Here is a 20,178-nt window from a genome sequence, read left to right as displayed (position 1 = left end):
GAATCGATGCAAGAGTCGATTAAACACGATACCGTCCTCGATACCGGAGCCGAACAGTTGGGCGCGACCTACGCCGCCGCGCTGTTGGGGGCTGCGTCCTCGGCCGGTGCGGTCGATGAGGTGCTGGAACAATTGTCGGAATTGGTCTCGGTGACGCTGCGAGAGCACGCATCGCTGGCCGCCGCATTCCGGTCGCCGCGGGTCAGCATCGAAGAGAAGCAGCGGGTGCTGGATCGCTTGTTCGGCGACCAGATGCATCCGGTGTTGTTGCGGTTTCTGAAAGTCGCGGCGGTGCGTGGTCGGCTGGGATACCTGCCGGCGATTCTCCGTGCGGCCCAGGCCCAGCAGGACGAGCTGTTGGGGCGTGTCGTGGCGGAAGTTCGCTCGGCGGTCGCCTTGACCGACGAGCTGCGTGAACAGATCCGTGCGCGGCTCTCGCAGGTCTTCGCCAAGGATGTCCGGCTGGAAGAACGCGTCGATCCGGAGGTGATCGGAGGCGTCGTGATCCGCGTCGGCGATACCGTCTTTGACTCCAGCGTCTCGGGACAGTTGGAGTCGATGTCCCGGCGTGCCAGTGCCGGTTTCGCCCGGCATTTGCGCGAGCGGTTCGATCAATTCACCACGGCCACGTAATCACCACGAAACACTACGCCACTATCAACCAATCAACCATCTTTCACTTCCGTCTTGACGGTAGGGAAACAGGCCAATGAAATTCAATTCCGATGAAATCGCTTCGGTCCTGCAGCAAGAGATCGAACAGTTCGAAAACAGAATCGATGTCCGTGAGGTCGGGACGGTCTTGGAAGTGGGCGACGGGATCGCCCGCGTGTACGGCTTGTCGGGCGTGATGGCCGGCGAGATGGTGCAGTTTCCCAACGACTCGATCGGCCTGGCGTTCAACCTCGAAGAAAACAGCGTCGGGGTGATCATCCTGGGCGATTACCTGACGATCGAAGAGGGCGACGAAGTGCGCGCTCTCGGGACGCTGTTGAGCGTGCCCGCCGGCGACGCCGTGGTCGGCCGCGTGCTCGATCCCCTGGGCAACCCCCTCGACGGCAAGGGCCCGGTGCAGACCGACGTCACCCGCCCGGTCGAAGTGATCGCCGCCGGGGTGGCCGAACGCCAGCCGGTGACCGAGCCGCTGCAGACCGGCGTCAAAGCCATCGATGCGATGACGCCCATCGGTCGCGGGCAGCGCGAGTTGATCATCGGTGACCGAAAAACCGGTAAGACCGCCGTGGCGATCGATGCGATCCTCAACCAGAAGGATACCGGCGTCAAATGCTTCTACGTCGCCGTGGGCCAAAAGGACAGCTCGGTGGCCGGGATCATCGACGCCCTGCAAAAGCACGGCGCGATGGACTACACCACGGTGATCGTCGCCGGTGCCAGCGCTCCGGCCCCGCTGCAGTACATCGCTCCCTATGCGGGTACGGCGATGGCCGAAGAATTCATGTTCAACGGCCAGCACGCCTTGATCGTCTACGACGACTTGTCCAAGCAGGCGACGGCTTATCGTCAGATGAGTTTGTTGATGCGTCGTCCGCCCGGCCGCGAAGCGTTCCCCGGCGACGTGTTCTACTGCCACAGCCGTTTGCTGGAACGTTCGGCCAAGCTGTCCGATGAACTCGGCGGTGGCTCGCTGACCAGCCTGCCGATCATCGAAACGCTCGAAGGCGAAGTCTCGGCCTACATTCCCACCAACGTGATCTCGATCACCGACGGCCAGATCTACCTCCAACCCGACCTGTTCTTCTCGGGCGTGCGTCCGGCGATGAACGCCGGGATCTCGGTCTCGCGCGTCGGTGGAGCGGCTCAGATCAAAGCCATGAAGAAGGTGGCCGGCGGTCTGCGACTGGACCTCGCCGCGTTCCGTGCTCTGGAAGCCTTTGCCCAGCTGGGGACCGACCTCGACGCCGATACCCAGAAGCAGCTCGACCGCGGCTACCGCATGGTCGAACTGCTCAAACAGCCTCAGTACCAACCGCTCAGCGTTACCGAGCAGGTGTTGGTGCTGTATGCTGGAACGCAAGGTTACATCGACGACGTTCCCGTCAAGGCGGTCCAGCAGTGGGAAGCCGACTTCCTGCAGTTCGCCCATGACAAGCATTCGGGGCTGCTGACGGAGCTGGCCGACAAGGGTGAATTGACCGACGAGATCGTGACCAAGATCAAGGGTCTGATCGCCGAGTTCAAGAAGACCTATAAACCGGTCGTGGAAGAATAGTTTCCACCGTCGCTTCGAATGAAATCGGAACCCCATCCGACCTCCTTTTGGAGCCGAACACGTGAGTAACATCCCGAACGAACCACCGCCCCCCGGGGCGGGATTGCCGCCGGAGGACGCCTTTCTGTCGTCTTCCGGCGCGCCGACCGCCGACGAAAAAAACCTTTCCATGCTGGCGCACCTGAGCGGTTTGCTGGGGATTGTGATCGGCGGGGTGCTGGGGTTTTTGGGTCCACTGATCCTGTGGATCTGGAAGAAAGACGAATCGCCTTACATCGAACGGGAAGCACGCGAAGCCCTGAATTTCCAGTTGACGCTGTTGATTATCTACTGCGTCACGGTCGCGATCGGGATGGTCACCTGCTTTGGCATGGTGTTCATCTTCGTGCCGGTGATCCTGCAATTGGTTTTTGGAATCACCGCGACGATCACCGCCAGCAAGGGAATTCCCTATCGCTATCCCTTTAACATTCGCCTGATCACCTAACCAATCAACGTACCAACACCACCATGGCCAACGCTCGCGCACTGGATAAACGCCGCAAGTCGATCCGCAATATCCGCAAAATTACGCGGACGATGGAGTTGATCGCGACGGCTCGCTACAAGAAAGCCATGGACCGAGCGGCCGCGGCGACCGCCTACACCCGGCAGATCACCGCGATCGTGTCCCGCCTGTCGCAGGCCGGCCTCAGCGTGGAACATCCGTTGCTCGAACCGCGGGAAAACCCCCAGCGGGCCAAGCTGTTGGTCCTGTCCAGCAACCGCGGGTTGTGCGGCGGATACAACGGCGCAATCCTGCGAACGGCCAGTGAACGGCTCGACCACCTGCAGAGCGAGCTGGAAGGCGTCTCGTTGGAGGTCAGCGGCAAACGCGGGATCTCCGGAATGCGCTTTCGCGGCCGGACGGTCGATGCCGAATACACCCAGTTCGACGACCAGCCCAAGTACGACGAAGTCGCGGGAATCGCCGAACGCTACCTGGCCCAGTACATCGCCGGCGAAATCGACCGCCTGGACGTGGCCTACACCAAATTCGTCAGCACCAGCAAGCAGATCCCGGTTATCGAAACCCTGTTGCCGCTGGGAACGCTTGGCGATGACGAGCCGAGCGAAGCGGTCGAGGCGGGCAGCGGCGATTACGAGTTCTTGCCTTCGGCCGAAAGCATCCTCGAAGAAGTCGTTCCGACCAGCTTTAAGGTGCGTTTGTTCAAATGCTTCCTGGACGCAGCGGTCAGTGAACAGATCGCCCGAATGGTCGCCATGAAGAGTGCTACCGAGAGCGCCGGCGAGATGATCAAACAACTGTCGATGACCTACAACCGCGCCCGCCAATCCCAGATCACCGGGGAGATCATGGAGATCATCGGCGGCGTGGAAGCGATGAACAACTAGACGATTTCAGATTTGAGATTATTAGATTTCAGATTTCAAACCCCCCGAACATTCCCTTTTCCGACTCCCGTACCAACAACCAACCAGCTGAACGATGTCTACTGATACCGCACAAAATGTCGGCCGCGTCACGCAGGTGATCGGATCGACGTTTGACGCCGAATTCTCCGAAGGTCACCTGCCGGAGATCTACAACGCCGTGACCGTCCAGTCCGAGCACAAAGGAGTCAAGCTGGACATGACCGGTGAAGTCCAGCAGCACCTGGGCGGCAACCGTGTTCGCTGCATCGCGCTGGGCAGTACGGACGGGATGATGCGTGGCATGGACGTGGTCGACACCGGCAATCCGCTGACCGTGCCGGTCGGCAAGGCCACCCTGGGACGCGTCTTCAACGTGTTGGGCAAACCCATCGACAACCGCGGCGACGTCGACGCCGACGACCACTGGCCGATCCACCGCGAGGCGCCGCCCGTTTCGGAACTGTCGACCAACACCGAAGTCTTTGAAACCGGGATCAAGGTCGTCGACCTGCTGACCCCGTTTGTGCGTGGTGGTAAAGCCGGTTTGTTCGGCGGAGCCGGACTGGGCAAGACGGTGATCCTGACCGAGTTGATCGCTCGGATCGCCAGCAGCCACGGTGGTTACAGCGTGTTCGCCGGCGTCGGCGAGCGGACGCGCGAAGGCACCGACCTGTGGCTGGAAATGCAGGACACGGCCATCGGCGATACCGGACGCAAGGTCATCGAACAGACCTGTATGGTGTTCGGCCAGATGAACGAACCGCCGGGTTCGCGTCTGCGAGTGGCTCTTTCGGCGCTGACCATGGCCGAGTACTTCCGTGACACCACCGGGGCGGACACCCTGCTGTTTGTCGACAACATCTTCCGCTTCTCGCAAGCCGGTTCGGAAGTGTCGGCGTTGCTGGGCCGGATGCCCTCGGCCGTGGGTTACCAGCCCACGCTGGCCACCGAAATGGGGGCTCTGCAGGAACGGATCACCTCGACCAATAAAGGGGCGATCACCTCGGTGCAGGCCGTGTACGTGCCGGCCGACGACCCCACCGACCCGGCTCCGGCCACGGCCTTCAGCCAGTTGGACGCGTTCATTTATCTGGAACGATCGATTTCGGAAAAGGGCATCTACCCGGCCATCGACCCGCTGGCCAGTAACAGCCGTATTCTCGATCCGCAGTACGTCGGCGATCACCACTACACGGTGGCCCGCCGCGTGCAGACGATCCTCCAGCGGTACCGCGAACTGCAGGACATCATCGCGATTCTGGGCGTCGACGAATTGAGCGAAGAGGACAAGATGATCGTCCACCGCGCTCGCCGTCTGGAACGCTTTATGTCCCAGCCCTTCCTGGTGGCCGAAGTGTTCACGGGCAAGCCCGGTGAAATCACCCCCATGGCCGACACGATCCGCAGCTTTGAAGAAATCTGCGACGGCAAGTGGGACCACCTGCCCGAACGTGCTTTCATGTATGTCGGTGCGATCGAGCAAGCCGAAGAGCAAGCCAAGAAGATGGCCCAGGAGGGCAATTAATCCATGGCTATCCGTTGCCTGGTCGTTACGCCAGAACGTACCGAAGTGGATCGCGAAGTCGATTTCATCACGCTGCCCATGTTCGATGGTGAACTGGGCGTGGGAGAGAACCGCGCCGCGATGATCGGACGTTTGGGCTATGGCCGCGTCAAATTAAAAACCGGCGGCGAGACGACCGAGTACTACGTCGACGGCGGGTTTGCCCAGGTCGAACAGAACACGGTATCGATCCTGACCGGTCGCGCCGTGCCGGTCGACCAATTGGATAAGGCCGACGCCGAAAAGGCGCTGAACGAAGCGTTGTCCATGCCCGGCGACAACGTGGACCTGTTGTCGTTGCGAGAAACCGCTGTGCTGCGGGCTCGCGGTATGCTGCGAGCGGCCAAGTAAGGAACCTGCCTCGTGTTTACCGGACTGGTGGAAACGCTCGGCCGCGTCGTCGAGACGATCGATCAAGATCCGGGCCGGCGGCTGCGAATCGATTGCGAACAAGTCGCCGATGGATTGGCCATCGGCGACAGCGTGGCGATCAACGGCTGCTGCCTGACGGTTGTCGCGCACAGCGGCACGATGGCCGATTTCGAAGCCGGCACCGAAACGCTCTCGCGGACCAACCTGGGGCGATTGCAGGCCGGTTCGCCCGTGAATCTGGAACGGGCCCTGGCGGTGGGCGACCGCCTGGGCGGACATTACGTCAGCGGCCACGTCGACGCTCTGGGGTCCTTGGACCGCCGCGAAGAGGAGCCGCCCTGGGCCAAGCTGTGGTTCAATGTCCCGCCGCCGCTGACCCGCCAGATGGCCGCTAAAGGCAGCATCACCATTGACGGGGTCAGCCTGACGTTGGTCGATGTGACCGATACCCAGTTCAGCGTGGCTCTGATTCCGCATACCCTATCGGTAACGACGCTCGGGCAGGTCCAACCCGGCGATTCGGTGAACATCGAAACCGATATTCTGGCGAAATACGTGGGACGCTTTTTGGAAACCCAAGACCGATGGCCCAGCGACAAACCGCATCCTACCTGAACGAACGCTTCGCCGCGGCGGGCCTGCGCCCGCTGACGCGTTTCGGACAGAACTTCCTGATCGATCTGAATCTGCTGGACCTGATCGCGCGTTCGGCCGAAATGCGTCCCGACGATGTGATCCTGGAAGTCGGCACGGGCATGGGATCGCTGACGACGCGGCTGGCCGAAGCCGCCGGAGCGGTCGTTACGGTCGAGATCGATGACAACCTGGCGGATCTCTCGCAGGATGAGCTGCAGCAGTATCCCAACGTCAAGCAGTTGCACTGCGACGCGCTGAAGAACAAGCATACGCTGGCACCGGAGTTGATGGACAGCGTCCGCGAAGGACTGTCACGACTGGGCGAAAAGGCACGCTTCATGCTCGTCGCCAACCTGCCGTACAACATCGCCACGCCGCTGATCAGCAACCTCTTGGCCGGCGACCCGCCACCGGATCGCATGGTTGTAACGATCCAAAAAGAGATGGCCGACCGGATCATCGCCACGCCGGGTTCCAAGGACTACGGGGCGCTCAGCGTCTGGGTGCAGGCTCAGTGCCGGGCCGAAGTGGTACGCGTGATGTCGCCCAAAGTGTTTTGGCCACAGCCCAAAGTCGAATCAGCGATTTTGAGGATCGACTTGCAACCGCAGCGGCGCGGCGCGATCGCCGACCTGAAATTCTTTCATCAGACGGTGCGGGCGTTGTTCTTTCATCGCCGCAAACTGCTCCGCAGCGTCACCTGCAGTGCGTTCAAGGGCCGGCTGAGCAAAGCGGAAGTCGATCAGACGCTCGAGCAAGCCGGTTACAGCGGCAGCGAACGCACCGAGCAATTGACCGTCGAACAGATCATCACCCTGACCGAGCACTTGCGGCAAGCGGTCACAAAGTAGCTCGGCTGTCCCAGCCGAGAACCGACCGGTCGGCGCAAGGTAGCTCGGCTGTCCCAGCCGAGAACCGATCCGTCGGCGGGAAGACGAGTTGGAGATGAGAAGGAAGAAAACGATTCTGTACGGTGAGAGGTTCCGCCGGAGTCAGGGGATTTGAGATTTGCTGGCTCTAACGGATTCTGTGTAGGGCTCAGAGCGGTAGTAGGCAAAGTTTTCTCCCCTCTCCCCCGCTGCGCCGCGAGCGTCAGCGAGTGAAGCAGTGGTGGGAGAGGGGCCGGGGGTGAGGGGGCTCGGGTGCAACGGAATGACTCATAACGTACGATCTCCAGGGCCGTGCACCGCATCAAGATACGGCCATGGTGCTGTTGCTCTGCATTCCCCCTCACCCCCGACCCCTCTCCCCCGAAGCCTGGCTCGTTTGGGCTCGCCAGGCTTCGGGGGAGAGGGGAGAAATCTTTTCTTATCGTACATAGAATCCGTTAGAGCTAGGAGATTCGAGATCTCAGATCTCAGATCTCAAATCCCTCCGCCCACTCAAACGGTCGCCGAGGCAAATTGCTCGCAGGCGGCGGCGATGCCCTCGGCGTGCAGGCCGTGCTGGGCCAACAGATCGCCTCGCTCGCCGTGTTCGACGAACGTGTCGGGCAGGGCCAAACGCTTGACGCGCCGCGTGTCCAGCCCCAGGTCGTTGGCTTCTTCGAGGAACGCGGAGCCAAAGCCGGCCACGCCGGTCCCTTCTTCGACGGTCACGACGAACCGCTGATCGGCCAGGCTGTCCTGAACCATCTGGCGGTCGATCGGTTTGGCAAAGCGCGCGTTGACCACGGCGATGCTCAACCGGTCCGACAGGGATTCGGCGGCCGCGATCGCGGCTTCCAGCAGCGCTCCGAAGACGACGATCGTCCCGTCGGAGCCTTCGCGAATCGTTTCGCTGCGGCCCAGCTCGATCGGCTCGGGCATGTGATCGAGGTCAAAGGCCGAGGTCTTCGGATAACGAATCGACGAAGCGTGCGGGTGCTCCAGGGCGAACTGCAGCATCGGTTCCACTTCGCCGGCATAACCCGGGGCCATCACGGCCAGGTTGGGGAACAGCCGCATGTAGCCGATGTCGTAGACGCCGTGGTGGGTGGGCCCGTCGGGACCGGTCAAACCGGCGCGGTCGAGCGTAAAGACGACCGGCAGGTCCTGCAGGGCCACCTCCTGGAAGATCTGGTCGTAGGAACGCTGCAGAAACGTGCTGTAGATGTTCACGATCGGCCGCATCCCGGCTTTGCACTGTCCGGCGGCAAAGGCCACGGCGTGCGATTCGCAGATGCCGACGTCGAAGAAGCGCGTCGGGAAACGTTCGCGAACCGGTTCCAGTTTGGTGCCCTGGCACATTGCGGCGGTCAGCACGGTGACCTGCGGATCGTTCTCCATCGCCCGCTGGATCGCGTCCCGCACGTAGACGGTGTAGGGCGGTTTGCCGCTGCCGGCACCGGCCACCGGGCGGCCGTCCTGTTGGCGAAACGCCGGCGGAGTGTGAAAGAACACGGGGTCTTCGGCCGCCGGTTTGTATCCGTGCCCCTTCTCGGTCACCACGTGCAGCAGCACCGGGCCCTCGAGCGTCTTGACCATGGCCAGGTATTTTTTCATCAGGGCGATGTCGTGGCCGTCGATGGGACCGATATAGCGGATCCCCAGTTCCTCGAACAGCATCCCGCCCAACAGCCCCGCCTTGACGCCTTCTTTCATCTGTGCCAGCAGGCGTTCGGCCGGATCGCCAAACAGCGGCACGTGATTTAGGGCCTTGGCGACTTCGGTCTTCAAGCCGGTGTAGAACGGATTGCCGCGCAGCCGGTCCAGGTAGCCCGCCATCGCACCGACACGTGGACAGATCGACATCTTGTTGTCGTTCAGGACGACCACGAAGTCTTTTTTCAGAAACCCGGCATTGTTCAGCGCTTCGAACACGATCCCACTGGGAAACGCGCCGTCGCCGATCACCGCCACGCTTTTGCGGTTCGGCTGGCCCAACAGATCGTCGCCGCTCTTCAGCCCCAGAGCCGTGCTAACGCTGGCCCCGGCGTGACCGGTCATGAACAGATCGTATTCGCTCTCCGCCGGGTTGGGGTAACCCATCAGCCCGCCCTGGGTGCGAATCGACGAGAACTGATCGTAGCGGCCGGTCACCAATTTATGAGGATAGATCTGATGACCCGTGTCCCAGATCAACCGGTCGCTGCGAAAATCAAAGGTCGCGTGCAGCGCCAAACACAGCTCGACCACGCCCAGATTGGAGGCAAAGTGAGCCGTCCGCGTGGCCAGCAGATTGCACAGCACGTCCCGGATTTCCGCCGCCATCTGGGTCAATTCGGCGTTGGAAAGGTCCTTGAGCGGTTCGGCCGATTCGAGCTGGGAGAGCAAAGGATGCATGGTGAACGTCAAATCCGTTGGAGTACGTATTGGGCTAACCAGTTTAACCGCCAAGCCGGCGATCCGAATAACCCCAGGGCCTCAACCGCCTGATGAATTAATTGGTCCGCGTGCTCGCGAGCGGCCGCTTCGCCCATCAGTGCAGGGTACGTTAATTTACCTCGCTGGACATCCCGACCGGCCTGTTTGCCCAGTTTTTCCGCTGCCCCGGTGTGATCCAGCAGATCGTCGATGACTTGGAACGCCAGTCCCAGGGCGTCGCCATAGGCCTCGAGGGCGGCCCGCTGGGCCGGCGTGGCGGCGGCGCTTAGAGCTCCCAGTTGAAGGGCCGCATTGAACAGGGCCCCGGTCTTGCGGCGATGGATGGCTTGCAGCTGCGACAGCGTGTGGTCCGGGGCGTTCTCAGCGGCCAAGTCGTCCATTTGCCCTCCCACCAGGGCCGTATCGCCGGCGGCGGTGGCCAGCAGGGCCACCGCGGCCGCCGCTTCGCTGCGGGGCTGGAAGTGTTTGGCCAGCGTTTCGAAAGCCTTGGTCAACAACGCGTCACCGGCCAGGATCGCCGTCGCTTCGTCGTACTGGATGTGGCAGGTCGGGCGGCCGCGGCGCAAAGCGTCGTCGTCCATGGCCGGCAGGTCGTCGTGGATCAACGAGTAGGCGTGGACCATCTCCACGGCGACCGCGGCCGGCATCGCTTCGGCAACCGCGCCGCCGCAGGCTTCGGCCGCCATCATGACCAGAGCCGGCCGCAGACGCTTGCCGGGCGCCAGCAGGGCATAACGCATGGCAGAGCGCAAACGCGGCGGACAGCCCTCGGCGGCCGGCAGAGCATTGTCGAGCGCCGCGGCGATCAACGGCAGGAAATCGGCTAACGCGTCGCGATCGGGCGTTTCCGTGGCGGACATGGATCGGGTTGACCAAAGAGAGCGGACCAAAGCAAAAAGACTCGTCACTTTATAGCTGCAAAGCCAGCAGCCGCGAGGGGGGGGGAGGACGCCGCACCTTCCGTCTCCGGCCTCCCAGCTCTACAATCGCCCTCGGTTCCCACCCGCTGCGAACGCCCCCGTACTACTTCCTTTTTCCCAATCTTTGCACGAGTCAACCCGTGGCCACACCGGACCGACAAACCCCGCCCGAGAACGACCTCTCCGATCCGCGAGCCGCCCGGCGGCACAAGCTGGGATTGATCGCCGAGCGCGGCATCGACCCTTGGGGAGCTCGCTTTGATGACCGTCGGTTCATCGGCGATGTGCGGAAAATGTCCGATCAGGTGCGGTTTCAAACGGCCGACGGCCAGACCCGCGAGCTGCCGGATTTTGACGCCGGCGATGTCGACTACCGCCAGTGGAAGGCGGACAACGGCCCGGGTACCGAGACCGGGCCTCAGGTGCGCGTCGCCGGACGCATCATGCTGAGCCGGCCGGCGGGGAAATTGATTTTCCTGACGATCCGCGACTGGACCGGCGACATCCAGATCTTCATCGGCAAGAAGCAGGTTGGCGAGCAAGATTTTGAACTGGCCAAGCTGTTCGACTTGGGCGATTTGATCGGCGTCGATGGGCGGCTGGGCCGGACCAATACGGGCGAGTTAACCGTGTTTGCCGAGAAGCTGCATTTCCAGGCCAAGATGCTGGACGTTCCGCCGGACAAACACGCCGGTTTGAACGATCCCGACCTGAAGCAACGCATGCGTTACGCCGACCTGGCGTTCAACGATGGCGTGCTGCAGACGTTCTTGGACCGCACCAAGATCGTGAAATCGATTCGGCGGACGCTGGACGAGGATCGGTTTTGCGAAGTCGAAGGGCCGACGCTGCATACCATCGCCGGCGGAGCCGCCGCCCGGCCGTTCGTCACGCACCACAACGCGCTGGACATGAAACTGTTTCTGCGGATCGCGCTGGAGCTGCACCTGAAGCGTTTGATGGTCGGCGGCATCGAACGGGTGTACGAACTGGGCCGCGTGTACCGCAACGAAGGCATCAGCGTGCGGCACAATCCCGAGTTCACGATGCTGGAAGCCTATCAGGCGTACGGCGATTACGAATCGATGATGGATCTGACCGAACGCTTGATCTGCAACGCCATCGAAGCCCTCGATGGTCGGTACCAGCGGCCCTTTGGCGACAAGACGGTGGATTTCACTCCGCCCTTCCAGCGGCGGACCTACGCCGATCTGTTCCAGCAGTACGCCGGCGTCGACCCCGGCGATGCCGAAGCGGTTCGCCGCTTGGCCGACAGCATCGGGCTGGACACCGCCGACAAACACCCCGACGTGGTCAAGAACGAGGTCTTCGAGGCTCGCGTCGAAGACGCCCTGGAGGGGCCGATCTTTGTGATCGATTATCCGGCCAGTATCTGTCCGTTGACCAAACGCAAGGCCGACAATCCCGAGATCGCCGAACGCTTCGAATTGTTCGTCTGCGGCATGGAACTGGCCAATGCCTATACGGAACTGAACGATCCCGACCTGCAGGAACAGTTGTTCAAAACCCAATTGGAGGGGATGGAAGAAGAGGATTCGATGGCCCACATGGACCGCGACTTCGTGCGGGCCTTGCGGCACGCGATGCCGCCGGCCGGGGGGTTGGGCGTGGGGATCGATCGGCTGGTCATGCTGCTGTGCGGACAGAAATCGATCCGCGACGTGATCCTGTTTCCCGTCCTGCGTCCCGAATAGTCTCTGTTAGAATAGAGAGTCGCCTAGAGTCGCCTAGAGTCGCCTAGAGAGTCGCCTTTCGCTCCGCGAAAGTAGTGAAAGATAGTGACAAGCACGTCGCAACATTTCATTCGGCTTTACTCTCCCTCTGGGAGAGTCGGGCCTATGAGCCCGACCCTCCCGCTGCGCGGGAGGGTGTTGTCGCGGGGTTTCACCGAAAGATTCATGCCGACGTGCTTAGATAGTGATAGATAACTCCCTACAACTTTCGCGGAGCGAAAGGCGACACTGCGACACTGCGACACTGTGACACTGTGACACTGTGACACTGTGACAATGTTTTTTCTGGTCCTGTTCGAAAGGTTTACTGCAATGGTTCGACGCGTGCCCGTGGTGTTGCCGTTGGGTTTGATCGCCCTGGCAACGATTGTCTTGTTCAGCCGTCTGCAGACCGCTCCGGCCACCGAACCGCCCGCACCCGAAACCGACCGGAACGCCCAGCGATTGGTCGCCGAGACCCGCCCCGGCAGCTCGGCCGAGGGGCGGTGGGTGCCCCTGTTCAACGGCAAAGACCTCAGCGGCTGGACACCCAAGATCCGCTACCACGCGGCCGGTGAGAACTTTGCCAATACCTTCCGCGTCGAGGACGGGCTGCTGAAGGTGCGCTATGACGGCTACGACCAGTTCGACGAAACCTTCGGTCATCTGTTCTACGAAACGCCCTATTCGCACTACCGTCTGCGAGTGGAATACCGCTTTGTGGGCGAGCAGTGTGAGGGCGGGCCGGGCTGGGCGCTTCGCAACAGCGGCGTCATGATCCACGGCGAACGGCCCGAGCAGATGTCCAAAGATCAGGACTTTCCGGTATCGATCGAGGTCCAGTTGCTCGGCGGTGACGGCAACCGCAACCGCACGACCAGCAACCTGTGCACGCCCGGTACGAACGTCGTGATGGACGGAGAATTGATCCGCACGCATTGCATCAGTTCCTCGTCCAAAACCTATCACGGCGAGCAGTGGGTAACGGCCGAGATCGAAGTTCGCGGCAACCAGGTCATCCGGCACCTGCTCGATGGTGAGAACGTTTTGGAGTACAACAAACCACAGTACGACCCGCGTGACGCGCACGCCAAAGAACTGGCCCAGCAAGCCGGCGGGCTGATGCTCAGCGGCGGTACGATATCACTGCAGTCGGAAAGCCATCCTTGCGACTTTCGCAAGGTCGAAATTATGGTTCTCGAAGACGATCCAAAACATGCAGGCAAGGCGATGGACGACAAACAGCAGCGAGAACGACGCAACAGTTACAACACGCTGACCCCCGAAGAAGCGTTTGTGATCATTCGCAAAGGCACCGAACGGCCCGGGACGGGCGAGCTGTTGCACGTCAAGGATCCCGGCACGTTTGTCTGTCGCCGCTGCAATGCCGCCCTGTATCACAGCGAAGACAAGTTCGAAAGCCACTGTGGTTGGCCCAGCTTTGATGACGAAATCGATGGGGCCGTGCGGCGGCAAACCGATGCCGATGGCCGCCGGGTGGAGATCCTCTGCAAGAACTGCGATGGTCACCTCGGCCACGTCTTCGAAGGGGAACGCTTTACCGAGAAGAACACCCGTCACTGTGTCAATTCGCTGTCGATGAAGTTCATCCCCGAGGGCGAAACGTTGCCCCCGATGATCGTCGTCCAGGACACCGCCAACAAGGATTGAACCCCTTTCTATGAAGGCTTTAGTCAAACGGGAGGCGCAACCCGGTTTATGGCTCGAGGACGTGCCCCAGCCGACCATCGGTATCAACGATGTCCTGATCCGGGTCGAACGAACCGGGATCTGTGGCACCGACGTCCACATCTACAAGTGGGACGACTGGGCCGCGCGAACCGTCCCCGTGCCGATGGTTGTCGGCCATGAATTCGTGGGCCGCATCGTGGAAGTCGGCAGCAACGTCACGGACTTCCATCCGGGCGAACTGGTCAGTGGCGAAGGGCATGTGGTCTGCGGCCGCTGTCGAAACTGTCTGGCCGGACGCCGACATCTGTGTGCCGATACCGCCGGGATCGGCGTCAATCGACCAGGGGCGTTTGCCGAATACATCGCCCTGCCGATGACCAACGTCTGGCATCACGATGAGAGTATCGATCACGACGTCGCGGCGATCTTCGATCCGTTCGGCAATGCCGTGCACACCGCCCTGTCGTTTCCCCTGTTGGGCGAAGACGTGTTGATCACCGGCGCCGGCCCGATCGGTTGTATGGCCGCGGCCGTCGCACGCTATGCGGGCGCTCGCGCGGTGGTCGTCACCGATGTCAATCCCTGGCGGTTGGAACTGGCGGCCAAGCTGGGCGCGACCCGGACGGTGGACGTACGCAGCGAACGGCTCGGCGATGTCCAGCGCGAGCTGGGCATGCGCGAAGGCTTCGATGTGGGGTTGGAAATGTCGGGCAATCCCGACGCGTTTCGCGACATGCTCCAGCAGATGTGTCACGGCGGCAAAATCGCCATGCTGGGGATCCCCGAAAAGGAGATGGCCATCGACTGGAACACCGTCGTCTTCAACATGTTGACGATCAAGGGAATCTACGGTCGCGAAATGTATGAAACCTGGTACAAAATGACGGTCATGCTGCAGGGCGGACTGGATCTCGCGCCCGTGATCACCCATCGCTTTGCCGCCGAGGACTTCCAGCAAGGGTTCGACGCCATGCTGTCGGGACAATCGGGCAAAGTCATTTTGAATTGGAATTAAAGGACCCCCTGGTGTACGGATCGTTTCAACAACATTTGCGTGAACAGACCGAGGCCATTCGCGAGGCCGGAACCTTCAAAGCCGAGCGGTTGATCGAATCGCCGCAGAACGCCCACGTCCGCGTCGACGATTCGCATTCGGTGCTGAACCTGTGCGCGAACAACTACCTGGGCCTAGCCCAACATCCCGAAGTTATCGCGGCCGCCGCCGAGGCTTTGCAGCAGTGGGGCTACGGCCTTGCTTCGGTGCGTTTCATCTGCGGGACTCAGACGATCCATCGCGAACTGGAGCAGCGGCTGAGCACGTTCCTCGGGACCGACGATACGATCCTTTACAGTTCCTGCTTTGACGCCAACGGCGGGCTCTTTGAGACCCTGCTCTCGCGCGAAGACGCGGTGATTTCGGACCAGTTAAATCACGCGTCGATCATCGACGGGATCCGCCTGTGCAAAGCCCAGCGGTATCGCTATCGCAACAACGATATGGCGGACCTGGAGGCCCAGTTGAAAGAGGCGTCGGGCGCACGCTTTCGCATGATCGCCACCGACGGCGTGTTCTCCATGGACGGCTACATCGCCAACCTGCCCGAGATCTGTGACTTGGCCGACAAGTACGACGCCCTGGTCATGGTCGACGATTCGCACGCCGTGGGTTTTATGGGCGAAGGCGGGGCGGGCACGCATCAACATCACGACGTCGTCGAACGCATCGATATTCTGACCGGCACGCTGGGTAAGGCGCTGGGCGGAGCGAGCGGCGGATACACCAGCGGCCGTCAGGAGATCATCGATCTGCTGCGCCAACGATCGCGTCCCTACCTGTTCTCCAACACGCTTGCCCCGCCCATCGTCGGTGGTTCGCTGAAGGCTCTGGAATTGATCGGCAGTTCCAGCGAACTGCGAGATCGTTTGACCGCCAACACCAAACAGTTTCGCGAAGGACTCAGTCAGGTCGGTTTCGAACTGTTGCCCGGCGAGCACCCGATCGTGCCGATCATGCTCGGTGACGCCGCTCTGGCCGCGCGGTTTGCCGAACGGATGCTCGCCCGAGACGTGTACGTCATCGGCTTTTCCTACCCGGTTGTCCCCGAAGGCAAAGCCCGCATCCGCACCCAAATCTCCGCCGCTCACACCACCGGCGACCTAGACATGGCGATCGAACAGTTTGCGGCGGTCAAACAGGAGCTGGGAATCTAGGCGTTCCGGAATCTGGGAAGCTGAAATTCACCGGTTCGCTGCGGCGTTGGTATGGCGTTTGCCTGTTTCATTGGCGTTTCCTCCAGACGCCCATGAAAGGCATGCGAAATGAACGAGTACAACCCGCAGATTGAAAAGATCCTTGACGACCTTGCAGAGATGTCTTGCGAGGCGCTTCAGGGCAAGCAGGTCGACGTCCTCCGGTTGGCCGAACCGATGCTGAAGAACCTGTTGATGTCCGGCTTTGACCGGCAGGCCAAAACGCGTCTGCAAAAAGAGGTCGAGGACCGCATGGAGGGCCGCTGTCGCGATAGCCTCATGCACCGCGGTGCGGAACGCAGCGGTGTCACCGGAAAACTGCAGGCCAAGTTTGATGAAGTGGCCAAATGGCAGGCGACCCAGCCCAAGCAGGAAGACGGCACCAAACCGGCCAATATCTCCTCGGCCACCGACGCCTGATCTGCACGCAAGATCGCGCAGGCTGGCCGCGGATCCGACAACGGGGTCTGTGGCTCGTCATGGGGCTGCAAACCGAGCTCGCTATTTTTTTCGGTGAGGGCGGCGAGCAAACCGCCGGATTTGGGGGCTCCTGGTTTTTTGCAATTGTTCCCGCTTCCCACCGCAGCTCCGCTCTCCTGCTACACCGCGATTTGATACGCTGGCCACTGGCTTGCAGAGCGACCGCCGCGGGGCGTTGCTTTGCAGAGCTTTGCCGTCTTAAAAAACGTTTCAGATCATCGGAAGGTAATTGCGATGTCGAGGCCGAGTAGGCGAGGTGAGTGCTAGGCCATGCAAGATGATCCGGATCGGCGGCTGCGCTCCCACAGCCTCTCGGATGTCGAGGCGGCCCTGCAGCGCACACGCCGCCAGCTGGAGCAGGCAGAGCGCCGCTGTCGTGTGATCGCCGATACGTTCGCCTCGAAGACTGCGTACCTGTCGTCCGAACTTCGCATTTGTTTGGCGAACCAAGCCTTCCTGCGCGACTTTACCCAGGGCCAACAGGCGGTCGAAGGCCGACCACTGGCCGAGGTGATCGGGCAGGATAATCTGCAACGCTTGCAGCCCAGTTTCCAGCGTGCCTTGGCGGGCCAGGTCGCCCGAGAAACCGTTGTTCTGTCGATGCCTGACGGCCGTCCCTCGCAGCGCAGCGCGATCGTCATCCGCCCCGAGTACGGGTTGAACGGAAACGTCGAAGGCCTGTGTCTGGTTGCCGAAGACCTCAGCGAACACGAAGCCGACAAAGACCAGCAACAGACCAACGAACAACGTCTCTCATTGGCGCTGCGGGCCGCGGGCGTGGGGGTGTTTGAGTGGGATATCGCCTCGGGGACCATCGAGACGACCGCCCAGGAACGTGAGTTGTTCGGCGTTCCGGTGGATCAAACCTGGCACGTCGACCAGTTTTTCGAAACCGTCCATCCTCAGGATCGCCGCCGAATTCGGTTGGCCCTCGACGCGGCGATCGAAGGACGTCGCGACTACGAAGCGCAGTTTCGCATTGTCGGGCCCGGCGGAGAGGTGCGTTGGATCGCGGGCGAGGCGATGGTTCGCCGCGATGAGCAGGGCCGGGCGGTGACGATGATCGGAACCAACTGGGACGTCACCGCCGAGGTGCACAGCGAGCTCGAACTGCGGCTTCGCGAACGGGCGATCAACGCGATCCACAGCGGGATCGTGATCGCCGATGCCAATGCCGACGACCAGCCGATCCTGTTTGCCAATCCCGGTTTCGAACGCATGACCGGCTACTCACGCAGCGATATTGTGGGCAAGAATTGTCGCTTTCTGCAGGGGCCGGAGACCGATCCCGAGGCCGTCGAACACATCCGCAGCGCGCTGCGCCAGCGCCGCGAATGCAAGGTGACGCTGTTGAACTATCGCAAGGATGGTTCCTCTTTCTGGAACGAGTTGCGAGTGACGCCGGTGGAAGATTCGCAGGGCGAGGTGTCGCACTTCGTCGGTATCCAGCACGACGTCACCGAACAGATTCAAAGCGAGCGTTTTCTGCGCCGGGTATTGGACTCTCTGTTTGCCTTCGCCGGGGTTTGCACGCCCGACGGCATCCTGGTCGAAGCGAATCGAACGGCTCTGGATGCGGCCGGGTTGGAACCCGAGGACGTTCTCGGAAAACGCTTTGAAGAGACGTACTGGTGGAGCTACGACGCGGCGGTCCAGCAGCAGTTGCGGGAGGCGATCGAGCAAGCGGCCCAGGGGAACCCGACGCGTTACGATGTCCAGGTACGCGCGGCCAATAATCAATTCATCACCATCGATTTCCAGCTCGTACCGATGTGCGATGATTCGGGCCGCGTCACGCACCTGATCCCCTCGGCCATCGACATCACCGACCGGCTCCGCGACCAGGAACGCTTGACGGCCCTGGGCAAGATGGTGCAACAATCCAACGACTTGATTGCCATCTGCGACCTCAGCGGAAAAGGCATCTTTTTGAACGCTGCCGGACGCCGCTTGGTGGGGCTGGACCTCGACCAACCCGCCGAAGAGATCAATCTGCGCGAATTGTTTTTTGCGGACGACTGGCCCAAGGCCATCGAAGTCGTGCGGAGGGTCATCGCCGAGGGCGGGGCCTGCCAGGAGATCCGCATGCGGCACCGCTCCAGCGGCCAGCCCATCGACGTCCTCTGGGACGTTTTTCGCATCGACGATCCGACCAGCGGCCAACCGTTTGCGATGGGAACCATCACCCAGGATATCCGCCAGCAAAAGGCTGATCGCCAGCGACTGGTCGAAGCCCGCGAGCGAGCCGACGCGGCCAATCGATCCAAGACCGAATTCCTGGCCAATATGAGCCATGAAATTCGCACGCCGATGACGGCCATCCTGGGGTTCGCTGATTTGTTGGGCGAGCAATCGCAGCGGCCCGAAGACGAACACCTGATCCAAACGATCCAGGAAAACGGCAAGCATCTGCTGCAGATCATCAACGACATCCTCGACCTGTCGAAGATCGAATCCGGCAAGTTGGCCATTGCGCCAAAGGCCTTTTCGCCGGCCGAACTGGTTCAGGAGATTGGGGAATTGATGGCCGTGCGAGCCGACGAGAAACAATTGACGCTTTCCCTGCGGGTCTCGCCGGAAGTTCCCTTGGTGATCCACAGCGACCCACTGCGGATCAAACAGATCCTGATCAACCTGGTTGGCAACGCGTTGAAGTTCACCGATCGCGGCGAGGTCGCCGTGGAGGTGGATGTGGATCGCCCCGCCTCCCGACTGCGTTTCGCGGTCCGCGATACCGGCATCGGAATCGACGCCGCCAGCCAGAAACGCTTGTTCGAACCGTTCACCCAGCTCGATGGTTCCGACACCCGCAGCATTGGCGGCACCGGATTGGGGCTGGCGATCAGTCGGCGGTTGGCCGAGCGGTTGGGGGGGCGTCTGACGCTGGAGAGTCGCGTGGGAGAGGGCAGCACCTTTTCCTTGATGCTGGATCTGCCAGAGCCGACCGGTCAAGAAGTGACCGAGGAGATAAAAGCGGCGACGGGGACGCAGCTGGCTCGGCAATCGGCTGCTCGAGATGCCCAGGAGGAGGACGATCTGCCCGCGCTCGACTGCCGCGTCCTAGTGGTCGACGATCGTCCGGAGAGTCGTTTTCTGGCTCAGCGAATGCTGGGAGGGGCGGGAGCGGAAGTCTTTCTCGCGGAAACCGCTCGCCAAGCCCTGCAGATGATCGAGCGGGCCGAGCGTGAGCGGTTTCCCATCGACGTGGTGCTGACCGATATCCAGATGCCGCAAATGGATGGTTACGAGCTGGCACGCCAGTTGCGTAAAGAAGGCTTCGACCGCGCGATTATCGCGCTGACTGCCCACGCCCTGCAGGCCGACTTGGATCGCTGTATCCAAGCCGGGTGCGATGCTTACACCAGTAAACCACTGGATCGACGCCATTTGCTGCAATTGATCGCCGAGCATACAACTTGATGGTTGACCATGAACCACTTCGGCTGCTGATCGCTCTAGCCTGCGAGTCCTTCGGTGCCTATCGTACGCCGATCCGTCGCCAACACGCCGTAGTGAACCCTTGATTCGGGGTGCCAGCGGAGTTGGCCCCTCCTTTACCCCGTTTATCTAGTTTCTCTGG

General features: G+C 61.5%; 16 protein-coding genes. 14 read left to right on the top strand and 2 right to left on the bottom strand.

From position 1 onward, the window contains the following. The first annotated feature begins 6 nt into the window (after positions 1-6). The 8 genes from atpH to rsmA all read left to right on the top strand — a co-directional run bounded on the left by atpH (position 7) and on the right by rsmA (position 7,069). Complete coding sequence (gene atpH, locus GE027_RS00605) at positions 7-633, top strand: ATP synthase F1 subunit delta (RefSeq protein ID WP_153555224.1); 627 nt, start codon at positions 7-9, stop codon at positions 631-633. A gap of 76 nt (positions 634-709) precedes the next feature. Next, positions 710-2,230, top strand: coding sequence for a F0F1 ATP synthase subunit alpha (atpA, locus tag GE027_RS00600; RefSeq protein ID WP_153555223.1), 1,521 nt, complete (start codon positions 710-712; stop codon positions 2,228-2,230). Positions 2,231-2,291: 61 nt separating this feature from the next. Then, positions 2,292-2,717, top strand: a complete 426-nt coding sequence (locus GE027_RS00595; RefSeq protein ID WP_153555222.1) for a DUF4870 domain-containing protein — start codon at positions 2,292-2,294, stop codon at positions 2,715-2,717. Between the two features lie 23 nt (positions 2,718-2,740). After that, complete coding sequence (gene atpG / locus GE027_RS00590; protein WP_153555221.1) at positions 2,741-3,625, top strand: ATP synthase F1 subunit gamma; 885 nt, start codon at positions 2,741-2,743, stop codon at positions 3,623-3,625. Positions 3,626-3,719: 94 nt separating this feature from the next. After that, positions 3,720-5,171 (top strand): F0F1 ATP synthase subunit beta, encoded by a 1,452-nt coding sequence (atpD, locus tag GE027_RS00585; RefSeq protein ID WP_153555220.1) that lies wholly within the window; start codon positions 3,720-3,722, stop codon positions 5,169-5,171. 3 nt (positions 5,172-5,174) lie between these two features. Continuing rightward, complete coding sequence (gene atpC / locus GE027_RS00580) at positions 5,175-5,561, top strand: ATP synthase F1 subunit epsilon (RefSeq protein WP_153555219.1); 387 nt, start codon at positions 5,175-5,177, stop codon at positions 5,559-5,561. A gap of 12 nt (positions 5,562-5,573) precedes the next feature. Continuing rightward, on the top strand, positions 5,574-6,197 hold the full coding sequence (locus tag GE027_RS00575; RefSeq protein WP_153555218.1) for a riboflavin synthase: 624 nt from the start codon (positions 5,574-5,576) through the stop codon (positions 6,195-6,197). Further along, positions 6,167-7,069 carry a 16S rRNA (adenine(1518)-N(6)/adenine(1519)-N(6))-dimethyltransferase RsmA gene (rsmA, locus tag GE027_RS00570; RefSeq protein WP_153555217.1) on the top strand — a complete coding sequence of 301 codons (903 nt, stop codon included), beginning with the start codon at positions 6,167-6,169 and terminating at the stop codon, positions 7,067-7,069. The genes GE027_RS00575 and rsmA overlap by 31 nt, the downstream gene beginning before the upstream one ends. 531 nt (positions 7,070-7,600) lie before the next feature. Here rsmA and dxs read toward each other — a convergent pair. Continuing rightward, entirely contained in the window at positions 7,601-9,481 is a 1,881-nt protein-coding gene (dxs, locus tag GE027_RS00565) for a 1-deoxy-D-xylulose-5-phosphate synthase (RefSeq protein ID WP_237607139.1), read from the bottom strand. 8 nt (positions 9,482-9,489) lie between these two features. Next, positions 9,490-10,383 carry a polyprenyl synthetase family protein gene (locus GE027_RS00560; RefSeq protein WP_153555215.1) on the bottom strand — a complete coding sequence of 298 codons (894 nt, stop codon included), beginning with the start codon at positions 10,381-10,383 and terminating at the stop codon, positions 9,490-9,492. Positions 10,384-10,583: 200 nt separating this feature from the next. On the opposite strand from GE027_RS00560, the gene lysS reads away from it, so the two are divergent. The 6 genes from lysS to GE027_RS00530 all read left to right on the top strand — a co-directional run bounded on the left by lysS (position 10,584) and on the right by GE027_RS00530 (position 20,018). Then, positions 10,584-12,158: a lysine--tRNA ligase gene (lysS, locus tag GE027_RS00555; RefSeq protein WP_202617288.1), complete on the top strand. Its 1,575-nt coding sequence runs from the start codon at positions 10,584-10,586 to the stop codon at positions 12,156-12,158. A 351-nt stretch (positions 12,159-12,509) separates the two neighbouring features. Beyond that, positions 12,510-13,847 carry a methionine-R-sulfoxide reductase gene (locus GE027_RS00550; RefSeq protein ID WP_153555214.1) on the top strand — a complete coding sequence of 446 codons (1,338 nt, stop codon included), beginning with the start codon at positions 12,510-12,512 and terminating at the stop codon, positions 13,845-13,847. A 10-nt stretch (positions 13,848-13,857) separates the two neighbouring features. After that, a complete protein-coding gene (tdh, locus tag GE027_RS00545; protein WP_153555213.1) occupies positions 13,858-14,883 on the top strand; it encodes an L-threonine 3-dehydrogenase in 1,026 nt (341 codons plus the stop codon). An 11-nt stretch (positions 14,884-14,894) separates the two neighbouring features. Continuing rightward, the gene (locus GE027_RS00540; RefSeq protein ID WP_153555212.1) at positions 14,895-16,079 is read left to right on the top strand and encodes a glycine C-acetyltransferase; all 1,185 of its coding nucleotides are present in this window, start codon (positions 14,895-14,897) and stop codon (positions 16,077-16,079) included. A gap of 108 nt (positions 16,080-16,187) precedes the next feature. Next, entirely contained in the window at positions 16,188-16,538 is a 351-nt protein-coding gene (locus GE027_RS00535; protein ID WP_153555211.1) for a hypothetical protein, read from the top strand. A gap of 330 nt (positions 16,539-16,868) precedes the next feature. Beyond that, positions 16,869-20,018 carry a PAS domain S-box protein gene (locus GE027_RS00530; protein WP_153555210.1) on the top strand — a complete coding sequence of 1,050 codons (3,150 nt, stop codon included), beginning with the start codon at positions 16,869-16,871 and terminating at the stop codon, positions 20,016-20,018. The last annotated feature ends 160 nt before the right edge of the window (positions 20,019-20,178 follow it).

The sequence above is a fragment of the Roseimaritima sediminicola genome (genome assembly GCF_009618275.1).
In the GTDB taxonomy this organism is placed as follows: domain Bacteria; phylum Planctomycetota; class Planctomycetia; order Pirellulales; family Pirellulaceae; genus Roseimaritima; species Roseimaritima sediminicola.
The sequence above is the reverse complement of the archived record's forward strand: the minus strand, read 5'-3'. Positions and strand labels throughout refer to the sequence as shown.